Genomic DNA, 19,572 nt, shown 5'->3' with positions numbered 1-19,572 from the left:
GTTACCCGACGTTATGCCCGGATTGGCCCGGCATGCTCCCGGGCCGACCGGCGTCAGCTCGCTATCAGGTGGTCGAACTCGCCGTCCTTGACACCGAGGAGCATCGCCTCGATCTCCGCGCGTGTGTAGACGAGGGCGGGGCCGTCCGGAAAGCGCGAGTTGCGCACGGCCACCTCCCCGCCCGGCAACCGGGCGAACTCCACGCAGGATCCCTGCGAGTTGCTGTGCCTGCTCTTCTGCCAGGCCACTCCGTCCAGCTGCGCGGCAGCCATGCCGTTGTACACGTCGTACCCCCCGTACACGCCGTCAACGTCGCGGTCCACAGGTCGCTCCCCGGTGGTGCACTGGCTGATGTGGCCATAGATGCTGTAGTCAACTGACCCGGATCATAACCTTGTTCATGTGCAGATGCATGGGCAGATGCACGTGCACGGGGGGTGTTCTTCCGGTTACAGCTTTGACGACTGCTTTACCGAATCTGTTCCAGCGTGTGCCCCAGAGCCTGCAGGACATGCGAACGCCAGCCCCCGTCCATGATCTTCCGCGCCATCATCTGTGCCGGATCGTCCGGATCGAATCCCTCATGTACTAGGAAGAGACGCGTGCCGCGCCCTTCCTGTTCCAGCGTCCACGTGATGGTCCAGTCCGCGGGATTGGCCGGATCGGCATCGGCCCACCGGACGGACAGCATCCGCTCGGTGTCGTAGGCGAGAACCTGCACGTCGACGATGCCGGAGAAGCGGGCGTTGGGACGCGGGACCGAGGTCAACCGGTACCGGTGCCCGACCTCCAGGCGGAAATTCTCCGCCCCGGGCATCTGCCACTGAACGAGGAGTTCCGGCTCGGTGAGGGCGCGCCACACCTTCGCGGGCGGGTGCGGGAGGAACTGGTCGACGCGGATGTTGGTGAGGTCGTCCTCGGCCGGGGGGTGGCTCATGACAGGTCATCGTCGGGCATGCGGTCGAGCAGTTCGCCGAGCCCCGTCAGCCGGTCGCGCCAGAACCGCTCGTACGGGTGGAGCCAGTCCTGCAGGTCGGCGAGCGGGGCCGCCTCCAGGCGGTAGATGCGCTGCCGCCCGGAGCGCTGCTCGGAGACGAGGCCGGCCTCCCGGAGCAACTTGAGGTGTTCCGAGAGACTGGGGCGGCGCATGTCGAAGTGGTCGGCAAGGGCCTGCACGGGCTGGGGCCCCTGCTCGCGCAGCAGTCGCAGCACCTCACGGCGGGTGGCGTTGGCAAGCGCGGCGAAGATCCGGTCCTCGACGGCCCCTGTCGTCGTCATGCCCCGTCCTTTCCCGCTTTCCTAGCGCTGAGCCTCCGTGAGCAGCATCAGACCGTTGCCGTCCGGGTCCCGGAAGGAGGCCATCCGCCCCCACGGGAGGTCGTCCGGCCCCTGCACGTCGGTGCCGGCCTCGGCGAGCCTGGCGCAGTCGGCATCGACGTCGGTCGTCACCAACATGATCCCCCGGGTCGAACCGGGCTCGAAATCGCCCATGCCCGGACCGGAGAGCGTGAAGACGGTCTGCGCGCCCTTGGGTGCGACCTGGAGCCACCGGCCCTGGGGCAGGTCCAGGTCGGCGGTGACCTCGAAGCCGAGGACGTCCCGGTAGAAGCGCAGGGCGCGGTCCTGGTCGGCGACGGGGAGGGTGACGAAGGAGGCGTGGGTGATGTTCATGGGCAGGACGATAGGTAGGAGATTCCCTACGCGTCAAACGTAGGTAATCCCCTACCCATGCAGGGGTGGGCCCGGCCGTCAGCAGCCGCCCCGAGGTAGCAAGCTCACAGCGGATACCTACCTGGCATCCGGAAGTCCGCCCGGTGAGCCCTGGTAGCTTGCTGCGGTCGTTCCGGCCAACCGGGCGTCCGACCGGCTACAGCTTGGGAGCTTCCAGTGACTTCGGCGACTACGAGGATGCGGATCGCGGCCACGGCCGCGGGACTGGCGGGCGCGCTCGCGCTGACCGCGTGCAGCGGCGGCGGTGGCTCCAAGGACGACTCGTCGGCCGGCCCGAGCGCGTCCGCGGCACCGACGTCGACGTCGACGGCAGGCACCGGCGACAGCACGAGCGGCACGACGTCCTCGTCCGGCAAGCTGCAGGGCAGCTGGCTCACCACGGCGGACGGCAAGGCCGTGGCCCTGATCGTCACCGGCAAGCAGGCCGGGCTCTTCGCGACCGGCGGCACCGTGTGCAGCGGCACCGCGGGCGAGGAGGCGGGCATGCAGATGATCCATCTGACCTGCACCGACGGCAGCAAGGACCGGGGCACCGGAATGGTGGACTCGATGACGAAGACCACCATGAAGGTGACCTGGTCCGGCAAGGCCGGCAAGGAGACGTACACCAAGGCCGAGGGCGGGAAGCTGCCGTCCGGGCTGCCGACGAACCTCGGATCCTGAGCGACCGCCGCCGAGCGGAGGGGCGCGCGACCCGTTCTCAGGTCCAGGCGCCATGATGCTGGGGCACCGTCACGACCTCGACAGGGACTCACTCATGCGCGCCATTACGCTCACCGTCACCGCGGTCGCCGCCGCCCTCGTCCTGACCGCCTGCGACGACGGCGGCGGCAGCGACAAGGGCACGGGCACGAACAGCTCGGCATGCAGGATCGGCAAAGTCTCCGTGCAGATCGGGACGGCGAGCGTGGCCCCGGCGGCCGGTGACACGGGCGAGGTGCCGGTCAGCATCACCAACCAGAGCGCCGCGTGCACCCTGGACGGCTTCGCCGGCGTCGAGCTGCACGCGGGCAGTACCTCGGCCACGGTCCCCGCGCTGAAGGGCGCGAAGGCGCAGAAGCTGAAGCTTGCCAAGGGCGACTCCGCGTCCTTCACCATCAGTTACGTGCGCGGCAAGGCCGGTGACAAGACCGGCCTGGAGGCCAAGACGGTGAAGATCAGCCTGCCCGGCTCCGGCACCAGCCAGAGCTTCCCCTGGTCGTACGGCCCCGTCGCGGGGAAGGGAAGCGCGGGCGCCCCGGACGCCTCCGTGAGCGCCTTCCAGCAGGCCGGTGACTGATCCGGGCCCCAGCGGCGGACGGACGGGGGTCAGCCGAGCCGCGGGCGGGCCTTGACCTGCGCGCGGTCCGCCGCCCGGGCCCCCTCCGTCCAGCCGGCCGCGTCGCTCACTCCGCGCAGACGGGTCGTGGTGGTCTCCGGGAAGAGGCGCTCCATGCGGTGGGTGACGGCTGTCTCGCGGGTGGCCAGGACCGGGAGCAGGTCCTGGGTGACCTGGGTTCCCGCGACGGCCGCGAGGCGGTCGCCGACGCGGTGGGCATAGGCCGCCAGGAACGACTGCCTGAAGGTCTTGGTCCGCTTGCGTCCACCCGCTCGCTGGGCCGCCTCGGCCTTCGTCATCGCGTGCGTGGCCTGCACCAGCAGCGAGGTGTAGAGGAGTTCGACCACCTCCAGGTCGGGTTCGAAGCCGACGACCGTGGAAAAGCCGAGGGGCTCGTTCCACACGGCACGGCAGTGGTTGGCGGTGGCGACGGCGTCCAGCAGCACCGCCTTGGCCTGCTCGTACGGCGGCTCGACACCGATCCGGCAGGCGCCGGGCGCGTCCCCCGCGGGCACGTCCGCCGCGAGCAGCGCCTCGTCGATGCTGTGCCGGGCCATCAGCTCCTGCGCCTTGGCGCTCAGCGCCTCCGCCTCCTCGGGATACCCGGTCGCCTCCGCCTTGGCGAGCAGCGCGCGGATACGGGTGAGCATGCGGGAGGCGGCGGGCCGGTGCTCCTGGCGCGGCTCCTCCAGGGGCTCCAGGGCGGGCAGGCGCAGCAGCAGGCGGTACAGCTGCAGGACGGCGGTCGCGCGCGAGAACCGGTCACCCCCGCGCGCGGGACCGGCCGGGGCCGGGAGGGCGTCCAGCTGGGCGGTCCAGCGGGGGCCGCGCGGGCGGTCGTGCGGCGCCTGTGCCCGGATCAGCTCCGCCGCCAGGTGTACGTGCACGTCGTCCAGCTCGCGCCGCACGAGCCGTACGACGTCGGCGGGCTGCCAGCCGCGCCGCCAGGCCCCCGCCATGAACTCCTGGCCCCGCCGCGCGAGTTCGGTGTCCGCGGCGGGGTCGGCCGCGAGGAGGGACGCCCCCGTGTCGAGGCCGGAATCGGTGTCGTCGTAGAGGGCGGCCCGGAAGGCTCGCTCGACGGTGCTGGTCGTGCTGCTCACCCGTCGATCGTGCCACGTGCCGCCGACAGCGGACGACGGTCGTCCACAGCCTGTGGACAACTCCGGAGCCCTGTCAGGATCCCGCCAGCTCCAGCAGGGCCCGGTCGAGGGCGTCCGCGGCCGCGCACGGGATGTCCGGGCGCACGCCCGTGCCCTCCCAGTTGGTGCCGGACACCGGGTTGATCGAGCGGCCGACCGGGACGGTGGCCTCCAGGTGCGGGTGGACGGTCCAGCCCTCACAGGGGTGCGCCCCACCCCTGGTCGTCTCCCCCACGATCACCGCACGGCCCAACTGCTGGAGGTTGTAGGCCAGTTCCTCGGCGCCGGAGAAGGTGCGGCCGCTGGTGAGCACGTACACCGGCTTGGTCCCGCCGAACCGGGCACCCGGGACGTACGGCAGGCTCCAGGACTGGTCGTAGCGCTCCCCCACGCGCGCGTACTGGGTGTTCAGATGGGTGGGCTCGTCGAGCAGGTAGCTGCAGACGAAGGCCACCGTCGCCGGGTCGCCGCCGCCGTTCGCCCTGAGGTCCAGGATCAGCGCGTCCGCGCGCGCGACCAGGGTGAGCGCGGCCGACAGCGGTTCGGCGGCCCAGGCGAGGGGGAAGAGCGCGGGGGCCAGTTCGAGGAGTGCGGCCCCACCGGTCAGCAGCTCCACGCGCGGGGCACCGCCCAGCGAGGCGTCGAAACGGCGGCGCATGGCGGCCAGCGTGGCCTCGCCCTGCTCCTGGGGGACCGGCTCGGGGTGGTACTTGAGGCGCAGATGCAGATCGCCGTTGTCCGACTGGAGGTCCGTGGTGACCCGGACGCCGAGCTCCTCGGCGCCGTCGACGTCGTACGCCCCCTCCGCCAGGCGGCGGCGCAGCAGCGCGGCGAGTCGGTCGGCGACCTCCGGGAAGACGTAGTGCTCGGCGACGAGGCGGGCGGTCTCCTCGACGACGGCGGCGATGTCGTCGACAGGGACGACGGGGACGACGGAAGCGGGGACGTCGGGGACGTGGGGGACAGGGACCGGGGCGTCGGGCGTGCCGGGCGTCAGAGTGGTCATGGCGGGGAGTAGAGCACCGGACTTGCAAAAGCGTCAAGAGAATTAGACGCTTGATGCATGACCGAGCACGAGCCGGAGCACGACACCGGCGTCGAGGACGTACTGGAGATCTCCGCACCCGGCCAGTTCGCCGCACTCGCCCACCCCCTGCGGCAGCGGCTGCTCTTCGCCCTGACCCACCAGGCCGCCACCATCAGCCAGCTGGCGGTGCGGCTCGGGGTGGCCAAGGGCAGCGTGGGTCACCACCTGAAGGTGCTGCGCGAAGCGGGGCTCGTACGGATCGTGGAGACACGCCGGGTGCGTGGCGGGACCGAGCAGTACTACCGGCGGGTCGGACGGCGCCTTCGGGTCGCCGAGCCGCAGGCGGCGGGCACGGCGGCGCTGCTCGGCGCGGTCGCCCAGGAACTGGACCGCGCCCCCGGGGACCCGCTGCTCACCCTCCGGCATCTACGCCTGTCCCCCGAGCGGGCACAGCGGTTGCGGGACACGCTGGCCGAGTTGATCGACGAGATGGAGGAGGACGCGGGCGACGAACGGGTGCACGGGGTGCTGGCGGTGATGTACGAGCACCCGGAGGCGTAGCAACCCGGGGCGTGACCGCCGACCCGAAGCCCTGGCGACTACACGGCATGTCAACTCCGGGTTGACACTGCTGGACTGTCAACCTACGGTTGACACATGACGACGAACCCTCTCGGCAAGGCATCCGTACGTCTCGACGACCTCATCGAGGCCATCAAGAAGGTCCACACCGAACCCCTCGACCAGCTCCAGGACGCGGTGATCGCCGCCGACCACCTGGACGACGTCGCCGACCACCTGATCGGCCACTTCGTCGACCAGGCACGGCGTTCGGGCGCGTCCTGGACGGACATCGGCAAGAGCATGGGCGTCACCCGGCAGGCGGCGCAGAAGCGGTTCGTGCCGAAGGAGTCGACCGACCTCGACCCCGCCCAGGGCTTCAGCCGCTACACCGCGCGCGCCCAGCACGTGGTCATGGCCGCACACAACGAGGCCAAGGCCGCGCGGAACGCCGAGGTCCTGCCCGAGCACCTCGTCCTGGGCCTGCTCGCCGAGCCCGAGAGCCTCGCCGCGAAGGCGCTCGACGAGCAGGGTGTCTCCTTCGACGCCGTCCGCCGGGCGGCCACCGCCGCGCTGCCGCCGGCGTCGGAGGACGTGCCCGAGCTGATCCCGTACGGCGCCGCCGCCAAGAAGCCCCTGGAACTCACCTTCCGCGAGGCCCTCCGCCTCGGCCACAACTACATCGGCACCGAGCACCTCCTGCTGGCACTGCTGGAGTACGAGCACGGCGAGGGCGTCCTCAGCGGCCTCGGCGTCAGCAAGCAGAAGACCGAGCAATTCGTCGCCAAGGTGCTGTCCCAGCTGGCGCAGACGCGGGAACAGGAGCAGTCGGAGGACTGAAACCGCAGGTCACGGCCGATTGTCAGTGCCACCTGCCACACTCGCGACCATGACCGACCGCTGGGCTCTCGCCCCGGCCGAGGACGGTGGCGCAGAGCTCGCCGCCCTCGGTCCGGACGGGTTGCCCGTCGGTCCGGTGCGGCGGGAGAAGGATCTCGCCGAGGCGGTGCGGAGCCGACCGGAGGTGACGCGCTGGGTGTGGCGGTCGACCCCCGAGGTCTATCCGCGTCTGCTCGCCACGGGGGTGCGAGTGGAGCGGTGCTACGACATCGAGGACGCCGAGACACTCCTGCTGGGCCACGAAGGGCGGTACGGCGAGCCACGCTCGGCGGCCGCCGCCCTGGCCCGGCTGCGCGGCGGCCCCGTACCGCCTGATCCACCGCTGCGCGCCGCCGAACCGGGCGCGCAGTCTCCGTTGTTCGAGCCGCAGGGCTCCCGCCTGCCGCTCACCGACCTCCTCGCGGTCTACGCCGACCAGCAGCGGCGGCACGACGCGACCGCCCATCCCGACCGGATGCGGCTGCTGACCGCCGCCGAGTCGGCGGGGATGCTGGTGGCCGCCGAGATGAACCGCGCGGGCCTGCCCTGGAGCGCGGACGTCCACCGCGAGCTGCTGCGCGAACTGCTCGGCGAGCGGTACACGGGCGGCGGAGAGCCCCGCCGGCTGGCCGAACTCGCGGACGAGGTGTCGGCCGCGTTCGGCCGCCGGGTGCGGCCCGATCTGCCCGCCGACGTGGTCAAGGCCTTCGCACAGGCCGGGATCAAGGTGAAGTCCACGCGCCGCTGGGAGATCGCCTCCGTCGACCATCCGGCCGTGAAGCCGCTGCTCGAGTACAAGAAGCTGTACCGGATCTGGGTCGCGCACGGCTGGTCCTGGCTGCAGGACTGGGTGCGGGAAGGGCGGTTCCGGCCGGAGTTCCTCGCGGGCGGGACGGTCACCGGGCGCTGGGTGACCAACGGCGGAGGCGCGCTGCAGATCCCCAAGGTGATACGGCGGGCCGTGGTCGCCGACCCGGGCTGGCGGCTGGTGGTGGCCGACGCCGACCAGATGGAACCGCGGGTCCTGGCCGCGATCTCCCGCGATCCCGGGCTGATGGAGGTGGCCGGCCGCGAGGCCGACCTGTACCAGTCCGTCTCCGACCGCGCCTTCTCCGGCGACCGCGACCAGGCCAAGCTCGCCGTGCTCGGCGCGGTCTACGGCCAGACCTCCGGCGACGGCCTGAAGAACCTCGCTGCGCTCCGGCGCCGCTTCCCCAAGGCGGTGGCGTACGTCGACGAGGCCGCTCGGGCCGGTGAGGAGGGGCGGCTCGTCAGAACCTGGCTGGGGCGGACCTGTCCGCCCGCGGCGGGGGCGGGCGAGGACGCGGAGGAGGAGGCGGGCATCCCCGTCGGGGACGACGAGTCCGAGGGACAGCAGTGGGTTCCCGGCTACGCCTCCACCAACGCCCGCGCCCGCGGCCGCTTCGCCCGCAACTTCGTCGTCCAGGGCAGCGCCGCCGACTGGGCCCTGCTGCTGCTCGCCGCGCTGCGCCGGACCTGCGCGGACATGGCGGCCGAGCTGGTCTTCTTCCAGCACGACGAGGTGATCGTGCACTGCCCCGAGGAGGAGGCCGAGGCCGTCGTGGCGGCGATCCGGGAGGCGGGCGACCTGGCGGGACGGCTGACCTTTGGGGAGACACCGGTCCGGTTCCCGTTCACTACGGCGGTGGTGGAGTGCTATGCGGACGCCAAGTGACTCCGCAGCCGGCGAGACCGGCCGGGCCGACCAGGCCAGTGAGGCCGGCGAGGAGATGACCGGCGGTCAGCAGCTTTCGCCGAGCAGCTCGCGCAGTTCCGCCACGACCGCCTTCTCGTCCGTCCCGTCCAGAGCGGTGAGGGCGGCGCGCCACTCCTCGTACGCCTCCTCGACGCGCCCCCGCCCGCGCAGCAGGAGCCCGTACTGGTGGCGGGCGAGACCGCCCGTATATCGGTCGGCGCGGTCGTCCGCCCGGCGGAGCAGTTCCGCGCACTCGCGCCCGGCGCGTTCGTCGCGGCCCAGCCGACGCAGCGCGCGGACCAGGCCGAGCCGGGTCTGGGACTCGCCGTGCCAGTCGCCGTGGCCGCCGAGGATGCGCAGGCTCTCCTCGAAGTGCACGGCGGCGGCCGCCGGTTCGCCGAGGGTGAGGTGGGCATAGCCGATGTTGCAGTGCGCTGAGTGCTGCACGATGACGGCGCCGATCGCGTCCCCGATCGCCAGCGAGCGCCGGTGCTGCTCGATGGCGGCCCGGGGGTCGGTGTGCTCGTACAGATTCCCCAGGTGGCTGTAGGTGACGGCCTCGCCGTAAGGGTCGTTCAGCTGCCGCGAGTACTCCAGGCTCTGCCGCAGCGCTTCCCCGGACTCGGTGTACCGTCCGAGCCCCTCCAGCAGCAGCCCCCGGTTGTTGAGGCAGCGGCGGATCCAGGAGACCACGTCGAGCCGTTGCCAGATCTCCAGGGCCTGGTCGTTGAGGCACAGGGCGTCCTTCTGCTGGCCGGTCAGGAAGTGCAGCCCGGCGAGGTCGCCCAGCGCGTACGCCTCGGCGGCCTCGTCCCCGAGCCGCCGCGCCGCGCCGAGGGCGGCCTGTCCGAGCACCTCCATCTCGGCGACGCGGCCGCTGCGCTTGACGTACGGGAAGAGGAGGCGGACGAGAGTGGAGAGGTAGGCGGCCTCGCGGTCGCCGGACGCGCGGGCTGCCGTCGGTTCGGCCCGGTGCGCGTCCGGGCCGATGTCCGTGCACCGCTCCGCCAGGGCGACGATGTTCTCCAGCTCCACATCGGCCCAGGCGAAGGCGTGTTCGGAGGAGTCGAAGGGCAGTACGGCCGCCACGTCCGCCGCGTGCTCGGGCGGCTGCGAGGCGGTCGGGCGGCGGCGGTCCTCCTGGTCGAGACCGGGTTCGACGGCCACGGTCAGGACGTGCTCGGCGACGGCGGCGTACCAGCGCAGGGCGGCGACGGCAGCGCCGGTGCCGCCCGTCGCTCCGGTGCCGTGGGCCGTTCCGGTGCCGTGGGCCGGGTCGGTGCCGTGGGCCAGGTCGGTGCCGCCCGCCGCACCGGTGCCGTCGGCGGCGTCGGTGGCTTCGGCCCTCGCCAGTTCGCGGGCGAAGTCGCGGACCAGGTCGTGCGGTGCGTAGCGGCCGTACGCCGTCTCCTCCAGGAGGGCCACGTCCACCAGGCGGTCCAGGGCGGCCTCGGCACGGCGCTCGTCCGTGCCGGTGAGGCGGGCGAGCAGCGGCGCGCCGTACGCCGGGAGGTCGAGCGCCCCGATGCGGCGCAGGGCGAGGGCCGCGTCCCGGTCGGCCTCGCGCTCGGCGGCGGCGAGCGCGTCGTGGGCGACGGCCAGGGATCTGCGGACGCTCAGGTCGTCGTACTCCAGGTGGTGCAACCGCCCTTCCGTGGCAGCCAGTTGCCCGGCCAGCACGTCCGGGGTGAGGGCTCTGCGGGCGGCGAGCCGGGCGGCGACCACCCGCAGGGCGAGCGGCAGGCGGCCGGTGAGGTCGACGAGGGGGTGCCCGGCGTCGAGCCCGTCGCGCCCGCTCACCGCGCGCAGCAGCGCCGCGCTGTCCTCGCCGGTCAGGGGCCCCAGCGGGAAGCGGCGGGCGCCGTCGAGGGCGGTCAGCGGCGAACGGCTGGTGACGATCACCGCGCATCCGGCGCCGGCCGGCAGCAGCGGCCGCACCTGTGCGGCGTTCGCGGCGTCGTCCAGCACCATCAGCGTGCGGGTCGGCGCGAGCATGGAACGGAGCAACGCGGCGGCCGCGTCCGGGTGTTCGGGGATGCTGCGGGGCTCCGCGCCGAGGTCACGGAGCAGCGCGGTGAGCGCCTGGGCGGGGGCGAGCGGGGACACACCGGGGGTCGCGCCGTGCAGGTTGACGTACAGCTGGCCGTCCGGGAAGCGTTCCCTCAGCTCATGCGCCGCGTGCAGCGCGAGGGCGCTCTTGCCCACGCCGGCCATGCCGGTGATGACGGTGATGACGGCGACAGCGGGGGTGCGCGGATCGACGAGGGTGTGGCGCAGTTCGTGCAGTTCGGCACCGCGACCGGTGAAATGCGCCGGTGGCGGGGGCAGTTGAGCGGGCGCGGGTCGCCTGTCGGCGGGCGCCGCCCGGCCTTCGGCCGGGGCCGGGCTCCCATCCACGCCGTCCGTGCGGCTCTCGTCGTCGGTCTCGTCGCGAGTCTGGTCGCGGGTCTGGTCGCGGGTCTCGTCGTCGGATACGCCTGGCCGAGATGCTCCCTGCGGGGCGCCCTCACCGTCGGCGGCCGCGGGTGACACCTGGGTGGCATCGACCTCGACGGCTACGACATCCGGGCGGAGAGCGGCATCCGGACGGCCGCCGTGCGACGGCTCTCCCGTTCTCGCTCCCCTGTCGGCCGGGCCCGAGAACCCCCGGAGCACCTCGACATGGGCCTCCCGGACGGCCGGGCCGGGCTCGATGCCGAGTTCCTCGACCAGACGGGTGCGCAGGTCGCGGTGGACAGCGAGGGCCTCGGCCTGGCGGCCGGTGCGGTGCAGGGCGAGCATCAGCTGGCGGTGGTACGCCTCGCGCAGCGGATGGTCGGCGACCAGTGCCGTCAATTCCGGTACCAGACCGGCGAGTCGTGTCCCGCCGAGGGCGAGTTCGGCGTCGTACCGCCACTCGATGAGCAGCAGCCGCGCCTCCTCCAGGCGCTGCACGAAGGCGTATCCGCCGAGTTCCGCGGAGAGCCCGCTCAGCGGTGTGCCGCGCCACAGCGTGAGCGCCGCCGCGCAGGCGCGCAGCACCCCTTCCCAGTCCCGGCGGACGTGCCCGGACCGCGCCTCGGCGACCCGGGCGTCGAAGACGTGGACGTCCAACTCGCCCTCGTCGACCCGCAGCAGGTACCCCGGCGGTACGGCCCGCAGCCGCTCCGGTTCGTCGAGGAGCCGGCGCAGTCGGGTGACGTGGTTGTGCAGCGAGGCCTGCGCGGACGCCGGCGGCGCACCGCCCCACAGCGCGTCCTTGAGCGACTCGACCGAGACGACACGACCGGCCTCCAGCAGCAGCGCGGCGAGCAGGGCACGCGCCTTGGGACTGCCGATCGTCCGGACCGCGCGATCAATGCCCTCAGCAGGGCCGTACCCACCGTCGTACGAAATACCGTACGACACTCGGTCATACAGAACGGGTGGTCCCAGCAGGCCGAACCGCAGCTCGCACCGCCGCATCACGCCGCTCCACTGTCTTCCCGCGCGGTCCCGCGCGACCGTGCTCCGCGACGGGCACGCCCGCCGTCCGTGGCGGATTTCCGCCCTGTCCACGACGGTTTCCCGCCACCTTCTCACTGCCGGTCCGAGCCGGAATCCGCTACGGTTCCGGCTACTCCCGTCGCTCTGCGTCGACTTCACGCCAACCCGTTCGCGACCTGCGGAAGAACCGTTGGCCACATGTTAGCGATCCGTTGGCGCAGCCTGATGTGATCACTTCATCGGATCTGGCCCGACGGCGCGCGCGTGACGCGTAACTCGGGGGAGTGTCGCCGCAGGCTGGATCCGGGGACGCAAGAGGGCCCCGGTCGGCGGAGGTGAACGACCGGGGCCCTCGTCCCCTCCTTCTTCGACCGGGGCCCTTGCCCCGTCCTTCCGTCAGCGGCGTCAGATGACCGGCGGGCGCCCCAGCCGGGTCAGCCGCCACACCGTCCGCCAGCGCATGGGCCGACGCTCGCCGCCCGGCACCCGCATCCCTTCCACGAACCCGCCGAACCAGGCCCGCAGTCCGCCCACCGAGCGGGTGCGTACGAGGGTGAGCAGCGTCCAGACCCCGAGGTGGACCGGGATCAGCGGCAGGGGCAGCCGGCGCCGGACCAGCCAGACCCGGTTGCGGGCGGTCACCCGGTAGTAGATGGCGTGCCGGGCGGGCGAGGTCCTGGGGTGCTGGAGGAGCAGCTCGGGCGCGTAGAGGATCTTCCATCCGGCGTCGGCGGCCCGCCAGGCCAGGTCCGTCTCCTCGTGCGCGAAGAAGAACTCGGCGGGCCAGTCCCCGGTCTCCGCCAGCATGGCCATGCTCAGTGCGTGCCCGCCGCCGAGGAACCCGGTCACATATCCGCCCCGCATCGGGTCGGAGGAGCCGACCCGGGGCACGTGCCGCTGCTGGGTCTCTCCGTTCTCGTCGGCAATACGGAAGCCGACGATGCCCAGGCGCGGATCTGCGGCGTACAGATCCCGCACACGGCGCAGCACATCAGGGTCGACCAGCAGCCCGTCGTCGTCCAGCTCGACGACGACGTCGACGTCACCGAACTCCCGGAGCCGGGCGAGGCCGACGTTGCGCCCGCCCGGACAGCCGAGGTTCTCGTCGACGTCGATGGTCGTCACCTCACCCGGAAGCGACAGCCGCCGCGCGAACTCGGGCAGCCGGCACCCGTTGCCGACGATCACGATCCGGGCCGGGGCCACGTCCTGTTTGGCCACGGACTCCAGCAGGGCGTCGACTTCGGCGGGCCGGTTCCCCATGGTCACCACAGCGACGGCGATTCTCGGCTCCACCACGTCCCTCACCCCATCCGGCGTACGGCGGCATCCGCGTCCCGACCGCGCGGTGCTCGCCGTTCACCAAGATGTTGCCTCAAGGGCGGTAGTTGTCCTGGCGCCGGTTTGGTTTGCGCCCTTTTTACGGCGGTTTTCCCTGCGCCGCACAAACTTCGGCGGAACCGAGGCCTACACAGGACGAGGGCCGTGCTCGGGGGAGGCTGCTCGGGGGAGGCCGACGTACGGCAGGGGCGGGAGGGCGAGGAGCGGGTCGATGCTCCCCGGCACCCGGCGGGCCCCAAGCTGTCGGTCGCGCGGCGGCCCTCTCGGAACCACACTGGTCAGTGGGGCGCCCGCTGGAGGCGCACGCCCGAAACGGAAGGACGGATCCATGCCCACGGACACGCCTCCGAGCCCGCTGCGGGTCCTGGTCTTCGGCGCGGCGCTGCGGACCGATTCGGCCAACGCCCGCCTCGCCACCCTCGTGGCCCGGCTCATCTCCGACACCGGTGCCACCGTCGACCTCGCCGGCATGCACGACTTCGACATGCCCTTGTACGACGGCGACATGGAGGACGCCGAAGGCCTGCCGCCCGGCGCCCTCGCCCTGCGTGACCGACTCGAACAGAGCGACGCTTTCGTCATCTCCTCGCCGGAGTACAACGCCTCCGTGCCGGGAGTGCTGAAGAACGCGATCGACTGGGTCTCCCGTGTCCGGCCGCAGCCGTTCAAGACCAAGCACGCGATGCTCGTCTCCGCCTCGCCGTCCCTCGTCGGCGGCAACCGCGGGCTGTGGGCCCTGAGGATTCCCCTGGAACACCTGGGCACCCGCGTCTACCCGGACATGTTCAGCCTGGCCAACAGCTACCAGTCCTTCGCCGAGGACGGGACGCTGGCCGACCCGGGGCTGCAGCAGCGTCTCAGCGAGACCGTGTCGGGTTTCCTCAGCCTCGTCGAAGCGGACGTGCGCTACGTCTGCCTGGAACGCCGGTGGTACGAGTTCCTGGGAGACCGCACCGAGGCAGCCATCACCCAACGGGCCGAGGCTTGACGCCGGGACGCGTGGTCGACGCCCTCGTGCCGCCGGGCGACGCATGGCGCGGCATCAGGTGTGATCGCCGTCATGCACCCAGTAACTGGTCAGGATGGCCCGGCGGCTGCTTCTGAGCGGCGTGGCACGGTGCAGCCCCCGGCCGTCGAACATCACCAACGTACCCGCCGTGCCGGTGCATTCGACGTCCTCGTAGCCGAAGGCCGCGCTCAACCGCTCGGCTTCGTGCGGCCACACGCAGCCGAGGTAGTAGTACTCGGGCAGGGCGAAGCCGCGGTCGTCGGTGCGGTACCAGGCGGCGATACGGGCCTCCAGGGGAAGCCGCCACGCCCCTCGGTGGCTGCCGCGCAGGTACCGCATCGGGCCGTTGTCCGCAGTCACGTCCTCCAGGTAGAGGAATGCCTTGAGGCGCTTCTTCCAGGTGTCGATGTGGGGGAACACCTCGAAGCAGGTGATGTCGCCGTGGACGACCTTCAGCCCGACCGTCCGGCGCAGCGGGATCGCGCGGGCGGAGATGTACGACTTGGCGACCATGGACACGGTCGGGCTGTCGAAGAAGGGGGCGAGGCCGGGCACCAGCTGGGCGTCGGGGTAGAACAACGACCTGTCGCCCTCCGGCGACTCCTGGAACTCCGCCGGATCGGGCAACGCCGCCCGCATCCGCTCCAGGACGTCGGCACCCAGAAAGTCAGGGATGATCACGATGCCGTCCCGGCGCAGGGCATCGAGGTGGTCCCGCAGTTCGTGCGGCGGCGACTGTACGGCGTGCCGGCGCAGACGTCGGCCGTAGGCGAGCTTGCGCGGGAGGAAGCCGGCCACCTCGGTCAGCGGGGCGAAGCAGGCCGCCGCTGTCGCCACCCGTCGCAGTATTCGCCGGGGCGCCACGTCAGGCCCCTGCCGTGCCGCGCCCGACCAGGACCCGGAAGCCGAGATCCCAGTACGCGTTGCAGGGCGGATCGTCGAGCCGGAAGGACACATGGGTGGCCTCGGGCTCCCTGCTGTACCAGGAAGAGCCGCGGACGCCGCGCTTCCGCAGGCCGCCGGGCTCCTCGCGGTCACGGGGGTCGTTCCACGGCAGCGGGAGGCTCGTGACCCACTCCCATACGTTGCCCATCATGTCCTCCGGGAGATCGTCATGGCTGCCCATGGCGAAGAAGCCGACCGGTATGGCGCCGAAGTGCACGATCACGGGATCGGACCGGTCGCCGAAGTCGCGGATGAGACATCGCCCGCCGGTCCGCCAGTCCCCCGCCGGATAGTCCCGGCGCCGCCCGTTCCAGGACCCGCCGGCCGCCCACTCCCATTGGGTCTCGGTGGGAAGGGTCACCACGTCGTCGGGTCCCAGCCGCCCCTCGTCACGCCAGCGTTGCTGCAGCCAGGCGCAATATGCCTGGCACTCCCAGAGGTTGACACCCACGACGGGTGCGGTGGGGAGGTTGAACCGGGAGTCGCGCCAGTACAGCGGGAGCTTGCGGGCCATGGTGCGGCGTGCCACCGGCGAGGACCGCTGTGCGTACACGGCGAACTCCGGCTCGCTGAACTCCTTGTTGAAGTTGAGGGTCTTCTGCTGCTCCCACAGGTCGACGAGCTGGCGGATGAACTCCTCGTCGCCCGCCCGCCAGAGCGCCGCCTCGTCCCCCCGCCACCATCGCGGGTCGTCGTATCCGCCGTCCGCGATGAAGTCGCCGTACTCCAGATTGGTCACCGGTCGGCGGCCGATCTCGAAGGCCCGGACCTGGACCCGGGCCGGCGGGCTGGACGGCACCTGCTTGGCTGCGACCATGTCGAGCGGACTACGCGTGCCCATCCATCCGGTGCCGCCGGGAACGGCCACGAGGCTGCCGAGATCGCCCAGCCGGCCACCCTGGGCGTCCTGGAAGCGGGGATCACCGAGCCTGCTGACGACGCACAGGGCGCGCAGCCGGGTGGCCCTGCCGAGCCTGGGGTCTGTGACGATGTCGTCGAAGAGGGTGCTCACCGCGAACGGCCACAGGCCGGTGAACTCCAGATCGCCCGGGTCTGCCGACGCGGGCGGCGCGGCGACGAACGCCTGCGCGGCGTAACGTGACACGACGTCCCTGCCCAGTTCCGCCAGCATCTCCGCGCCGAGACAGGCTCCGGCGGCGTAGCGCTCGGCCTCCTCCGGCGTGAGTCCGGTGACGCTGGCGCCCTCGATGAGCCGACGGACGAGGGCCAGCTGGTCGATCACTCCCCCGCGGGTCGCCATCTTGGCGATGCTGGCGGTGAGCAGGAACACCTCGGTCCACCGGGGCTGCAGCGCCAGGTCCAGCCGGTCGCGATGGCTCACGTAACCGGTCAGGTGCTTGGCCACCAGGTACTCCTGGAAGTTGCGGTGCCGGAAGTCGTACTGTCCCGACGTGATCTCCCGGAGCAGACCGGCAGCGCTGCGACCGACGAGCCGGTCGAGGTAGGCGAGCGTCGCGGCCTCCTCCTCCTCGGGGTCCGTCGACTCCAGCAGGCCGAGCTCGCGAATCTGCCCGGTGACGAATGCGCGCAGCTGCGACCGGGAGATGGTCCGGCTCCCGCTCCCGGGACCGGTCCCGGGAGCCTGGCCGCTGAACATCACGTACGCCAGCTGCCCCGCGATCGACAACAGGACTTCGGGTTCCAGCAGCTCGCTGTGGCGCGTGGGCTCGCTGGCGTGCCGCCACATCTCGGGGCGCAGCAGCAAGTGGTCGATGGCCTGCTTGAGCAGGCGGGCGCGGCCTGGCTGCGTCTGCTGGTCGGGGCGGGACCCGACCACACAGAGCACAGCCGCCAGGAGCGGGCTCTCAGCGAGTTCCCGCAGCTCCGCATGGGCGTCCAGCAGGCCCCGCGTGGCCGCGAGCCGGTCGTCGATCCAGCCTCGGTGGCTGCTTCCGGCGTGCAGGTGCCAGTTCTCGATGTACTCGTCGAGACTGTCCTCGTTGAAGCCGGCCAGTTCCAGAACGGGCAGCCGGTCCAGCTTCCTCCGGGGGCGTTCGGCGGCGTAGTCGGCGGTACGGCAGGTGAGCGTCACGCGGTTCGGCGAGGCCAGGATGCCCGACGTGAGCCGGGACCGCAGGTCGAGCACCAGGCCCTCGTCCACCTCGTCCAGGCCGTCGACGAAGAACCAGAGGTCTCCTCGGACCTCCGCCTCCAGCAGTTGCTCACAGAGCTTGGTGCCGGGCAGCACGTTGGCGGCCAGGTGGAAGAGCTCCTCCGACTGGCGCCACACGCCGTTGTGGTTGAGGGTGTGGGCAGGCAGCAGCACAGGGATCCAGCCACGGGCGTTGACCCTGGCCTCCAAGGCCAGCAAATAGGCGACACACCGGCACAGGGTCGTCTTGCCGTAGCCGGGCTGAGCGGTCACCACGGACTTGCCGAACATCTTCCGGGTCAGCGCGGCACGCACCGGCATGCGGTTCTCCGGGTCGTCCAGCCGGCGCCGGTCGCTCGGTGAGGCGCCCCGCCGCGCGTCGCCCTCCTCGACCACGGTGAGGTCCTGCTCCATCCAGATGTCGCGCAGCTGCAGATGGTGGTCGAAGCCGAAGCCGAGAGGGTTGCCGAAGATGAGGTTCTCGGTCTGGTTCATGACCTCACCGAGGTATCTCTGGATCTCCTGCGACATCGGCAGGGAGTAGTCCTCCCTCGATGCCCCCAGGACGCTGCTGTCCCCCGTCACGTCAGACCTCCGCCTTTCCCCGGCCGTCACCCGTCCGCCGGCATGCCCGGATTGACCGCCAGGAGCTGACCACCGAGACGGATCTCCGCTATCTCCGCCAGCCGGCCGGTGCTGTCGCGGCGCCAGCAGACGCCGGTCGAGTCCGCGAACTCGAGCTCGCACAGCGGACGCGCCATGGCTCCGGGAAGCACCCCCGTCGGACAGCGGGTCAGACCCGGCGCAAGCGCCTGCGCGTCGGTCACGTCCACCGTGGCAACCGGTCTCCCCGTCTCGTCCAGGATGTTGAGCACCCACACGCCGATCGGCGCCCGGGTCAGATTGTTGAGAAACGCCTCCCACAGCCCCCGGCCCCGGTCGTCCTCCCGGAAGGAGACCCAGCCGTAGACCTGGGTGCGCTCGTCGACCTCCCGGCGGCGGATGTCCTCGAGCCGGCCCAGCTGTGCCCGGCGCGACTGCGCCAGGGCCACGACGATGGCGCCGAAGGCACCCACGCTCTGTGCCCATCCACTGAGGTCACCGAACTGCGGGGAACCGCGCAAGTGCCAGATCCTGAACAACTGGACGCCCCACAGCTGCGCGGCGAGCAGGCCGACCACCAGCGCCAGCAGGATCAGGCGCAGTCCCGGCCAGTTCCACAGCCGGACCAGTGACCGCCCACAACGGCGGAGGAGTCCGTGCCATCGAGCCGCGGTCCGTCCCGCCATCTCTTCACCCCCGTCTCACGGTCGCGCCCGCCTCTGCCCCGGACCGCCGCCTTGTCAGGACACGGCGTCGGCCGGGTACGGCGGTGCGTCACCACGGGCCACGGCCAGCAGGTTCTCCGCGGCCATGTCGGCCATCCTGCGGATCGCCTGGGTACTGAGATAGGCGCAGTGCGGCGTCACGAGCAGCTTGTCCGGCACGAAGGTGAGCAGGCCGTGGGGGTCCTCCTCCACGGGCGGGGTCGGCTCCACGTAGTAGCCGTCGACGGCGGCGCCGGCGATCCATCCGTCGGCGAGGGCGGTGCGCAGGGCGGCGGGGTCGACAAGGGCCGCCCTCGCCGCGTTGACCAGGTAGCCGTCGGAACCGAGGGCGGCCAGTTGCTCGTTGCCGATGACGCCTTCGTTCTCACCGGGCTCGTAGTTGAAGTGGACCGACACCACGTCGGCGGCCTCGAACAGCTGCGTCAACGACCCCACGCGCGTGTAAGGGAGCTCCTCGAACTCCGGACGGCGCGTCCGGTTCCAGTACAGGACCTCCATCCCGAAGGCGGCGTGCGCCATGCGCGCGACCTCGCGGCCGATGTGTCCCAGCCCGGCCACGCCGAGGCGTGCGCCGACCAGCGAACGGGTGGCGTCCTCGTTCCACCGGCCCTCCTGGACCCCCGCCACGCGCCGGGAGACGCCGCGCACGAGGTCGAGCATCTGCGCTACGGCGAACTCGGCGACCGCGACGGCGTTGGCATGCGGGGTGTACGTGAACTGGATGCTGCTCTCGTCGTCCGGCAGCTCCATGAAGGAGCTGTATCCGGTACCCAGGAAACAGGCCACGGCCAGGTCGGGCAGCCGCGGCCAGGCCCGCTTCGACATGTGCTCGGAACCGCCGAGGACAAAACCCCAGGCGCCCCGCAGGGCCCGGATCACGCCGTCCTCGTCCAGGTCTCCGGGGACGCACTCGATGGTGAAACCACCGGCCTCCAGCTCCCGAGTGACCTCCCTGGGGAAAGTAGCCCCCGTGACAACCACTCTGCGACTGCCCAT

Annotated in this window: 18 protein-coding genes; 6 read left to right on the top strand and 12 right to left on the bottom strand. The window is 71.8% G+C overall.

Annotated elements, in window-relative coordinates; translation table 11 throughout:
- Window positions 1–53 precede the first annotated feature (53 nt).
- The 4 genes from ACIPSA_RS37595 to ACIPSA_RS37580 all read right to left on the bottom strand — a co-directional run bounded on the left by ACIPSA_RS37595 (window position 54) and on the right by ACIPSA_RS37580 (window position 1,671).
- Window positions 54–323: a DUF397 domain-containing protein gene (locus ACIPSA_RS37595; protein WP_402643111.1), complete on the bottom strand. Its 270-nt coding sequence runs from the start codon at window positions 321–323 to the stop codon at window positions 54–56.
- A gap of 146 nt (window positions 324–469) precedes the next feature.
- Window positions 470–937 (bottom strand): SRPBCC domain-containing protein, encoded by a 468-nt coding sequence (locus ACIPSA_RS37590; protein ID WP_402643109.1) that lies wholly within the window; start codon window positions 935–937, stop codon window positions 470–472.
- Complete coding sequence (locus tag ACIPSA_RS37585; RefSeq protein ID WP_402643106.1) at window positions 934–1,278, bottom strand: ArsR/SmtB family transcription factor; 345 nt, start codon at window positions 1,276–1,278, stop codon at window positions 934–936. The genes ACIPSA_RS37590 and ACIPSA_RS37585 overlap by 4 nt, the downstream gene beginning before the upstream one ends.
- A 21-nt stretch (window positions 1,279–1,299) precedes the next feature.
- On the bottom strand, window positions 1,300–1,671 hold the full coding sequence (locus tag ACIPSA_RS37580) for a VOC family protein (protein ID WP_402643103.1): 372 nt from the start codon (window positions 1,669–1,671) through the stop codon (window positions 1,300–1,302).
- Between the two features lie 237 nt (window positions 1,672–1,908).
- Between ACIPSA_RS37580 and ACIPSA_RS37575 the strand changes: the two genes are divergently transcribed.
- Both ACIPSA_RS37575 and ACIPSA_RS37570 read left to right on the top strand, forming a co-directional pair.
- Window positions 1,909–2,394 carry a hypothetical protein gene (locus ACIPSA_RS37575; RefSeq protein WP_402643275.1) on the top strand — a complete coding sequence of 162 codons (486 nt, stop codon included), beginning with the start codon at window positions 1,909–1,911 and terminating at the stop codon, window positions 2,392–2,394.
- Window positions 2,395–2,488: 94 nt separating this feature from the next.
- On the top strand, window positions 2,489–3,010 hold the full coding sequence (locus ACIPSA_RS37570) for a DUF4232 domain-containing protein (protein WP_402643101.1): 522 nt from the start codon (window positions 2,489–2,491) through the stop codon (window positions 3,008–3,010).
- Between the two features lie 29 nt (window positions 3,011–3,039).
- On the opposite strand, the gene ACIPSA_RS37565 is transcribed toward ACIPSA_RS37570, so the two are convergent.
- Together ACIPSA_RS37565 and ACIPSA_RS37560 are read right to left on the bottom strand one after the other, a co-directional pair.
- On the bottom strand, window positions 3,040–4,152 hold the full coding sequence (locus ACIPSA_RS37565) for a DUF2786 domain-containing protein (RefSeq protein ID WP_402643098.1): 1,113 nt from the start codon (window positions 4,150–4,152) through the stop codon (window positions 3,040–3,042).
- 73 nt (window positions 4,153–4,225) lie between these two features.
- Entirely contained in the window at window positions 4,226–5,197 is a 972-nt protein-coding gene (locus tag ACIPSA_RS37560) for a S41 family peptidase (RefSeq protein ID WP_402643095.1), read from the bottom strand.
- Window positions 5,198–5,254: 57 nt separating this feature from the next.
- On the opposite strand from ACIPSA_RS37560, the gene ACIPSA_RS37555 reads away from it, so the two are divergent.
- The 3 genes from ACIPSA_RS37555 (at window position 5,255) to ACIPSA_RS37545 (ending at window position 8,354) form a co-directional block, all read left to right on the top strand.
- Window positions 5,255–5,779, top strand: coding sequence for an ArsR/SmtB family transcription factor (locus ACIPSA_RS37555; RefSeq protein WP_402643093.1), 525 nt, complete (start codon window positions 5,255–5,257; stop codon window positions 5,777–5,779).
- Between the two features lie 96 nt (window positions 5,780–5,875).
- Window positions 5,876–6,619 (top strand): Clp protease N-terminal domain-containing protein, encoded by a 744-nt coding sequence (locus tag ACIPSA_RS37550; protein WP_402643090.1) that lies wholly within the window; start codon window positions 5,876–5,878, stop codon window positions 6,617–6,619.
- A 49-nt stretch (window positions 6,620–6,668) separates the two neighbouring features.
- Entirely contained in the window at window positions 6,669–8,354 is a 1,686-nt protein-coding gene (locus ACIPSA_RS37545; protein ID WP_402643087.1) for a bifunctional 3'-5' exonuclease/DNA polymerase, read from the top strand.
- 66 nt (window positions 8,355–8,420) lie between these two features.
- Here the strand turns inward: ACIPSA_RS37545 and ACIPSA_RS37540 are convergent, their stop codons facing one another.
- On the bottom strand, window positions 8,421–11,819 hold the full coding sequence (locus tag ACIPSA_RS37540) for a BTAD domain-containing putative transcriptional regulator (protein WP_402643085.1): 3,399 nt from the start codon (window positions 11,817–11,819) through the stop codon (window positions 8,421–8,423).
- Window positions 11,820–12,245: 426 nt separating this feature from the next.
- Window positions 12,246–13,139 carry a glycosyltransferase family 2 protein gene (locus tag ACIPSA_RS37535; RefSeq protein WP_402643083.1) on the bottom strand — a complete coding sequence of 298 codons (894 nt, stop codon included), beginning with the start codon at window positions 13,137–13,139 and terminating at the stop codon, window positions 12,246–12,248.
- A 370-nt stretch (window positions 13,140–13,509) separates the two neighbouring features.
- Between ACIPSA_RS37535 and ACIPSA_RS37530 the strand changes: the two genes are divergently transcribed.
- A complete protein-coding gene (locus ACIPSA_RS37530) occupies window positions 13,510–14,169 on the top strand; it encodes an NADPH-dependent FMN reductase (protein ID WP_402643081.1) in 660 nt (219 codons plus the stop codon).
- Window positions 14,170–14,223: 54 nt separating this feature from the next.
- Here ACIPSA_RS37530 and ACIPSA_RS37525 read toward each other — a convergent pair whose 3' ends face one another.
- The 4 genes from ACIPSA_RS37525 to ACIPSA_RS37510 are packed head-to-tail and all read right to left on the bottom strand — an operon-like array spanning window position 14,224 to window position 19,572.
- Window positions 14,224–15,027, bottom strand: a complete 804-nt coding sequence (locus ACIPSA_RS37525; protein WP_402643079.1) for a phytanoyl-CoA dioxygenase family protein — start codon at window positions 15,025–15,027, stop codon at window positions 14,224–14,226.
- Between the two features lie 28 nt (window positions 15,028–15,055).
- Window positions 15,056–17,833 (bottom strand): NACHT domain-containing protein, encoded by a 2,778-nt coding sequence (locus tag ACIPSA_RS37520; protein WP_402643076.1) that lies wholly within the window; start codon window positions 17,831–17,833, stop codon window positions 15,056–15,058.
- 26 nt (window positions 17,834–17,859) lie between these two features.
- On the bottom strand, window positions 17,860–18,537 hold the full coding sequence (locus ACIPSA_RS37515) for a hypothetical protein (RefSeq protein WP_402643074.1): 678 nt from the start codon (window positions 18,535–18,537) through the stop codon (window positions 17,860–17,862).
- A gap of 54 nt (window positions 18,538–18,591) precedes the next feature.
- A complete protein-coding gene (locus ACIPSA_RS37510) occupies window positions 18,592–19,572 on the bottom strand; it encodes a 2-hydroxyacid dehydrogenase (RefSeq protein WP_402643071.1) in 981 nt (326 codons plus the stop codon).

Origin of the sequence: Streptomyces sp. NPDC086549 (assembly GCF_044746205.1) — a bacterium.
GTDB lineage: Bacteria > Actinomycetota > Actinomycetes > Streptomycetales > Streptomycetaceae > Streptomyces.
The sequence above is the reverse complement of the archived record's forward strand: the minus strand, read 5'-3'. Positions and strand labels throughout refer to the sequence as shown.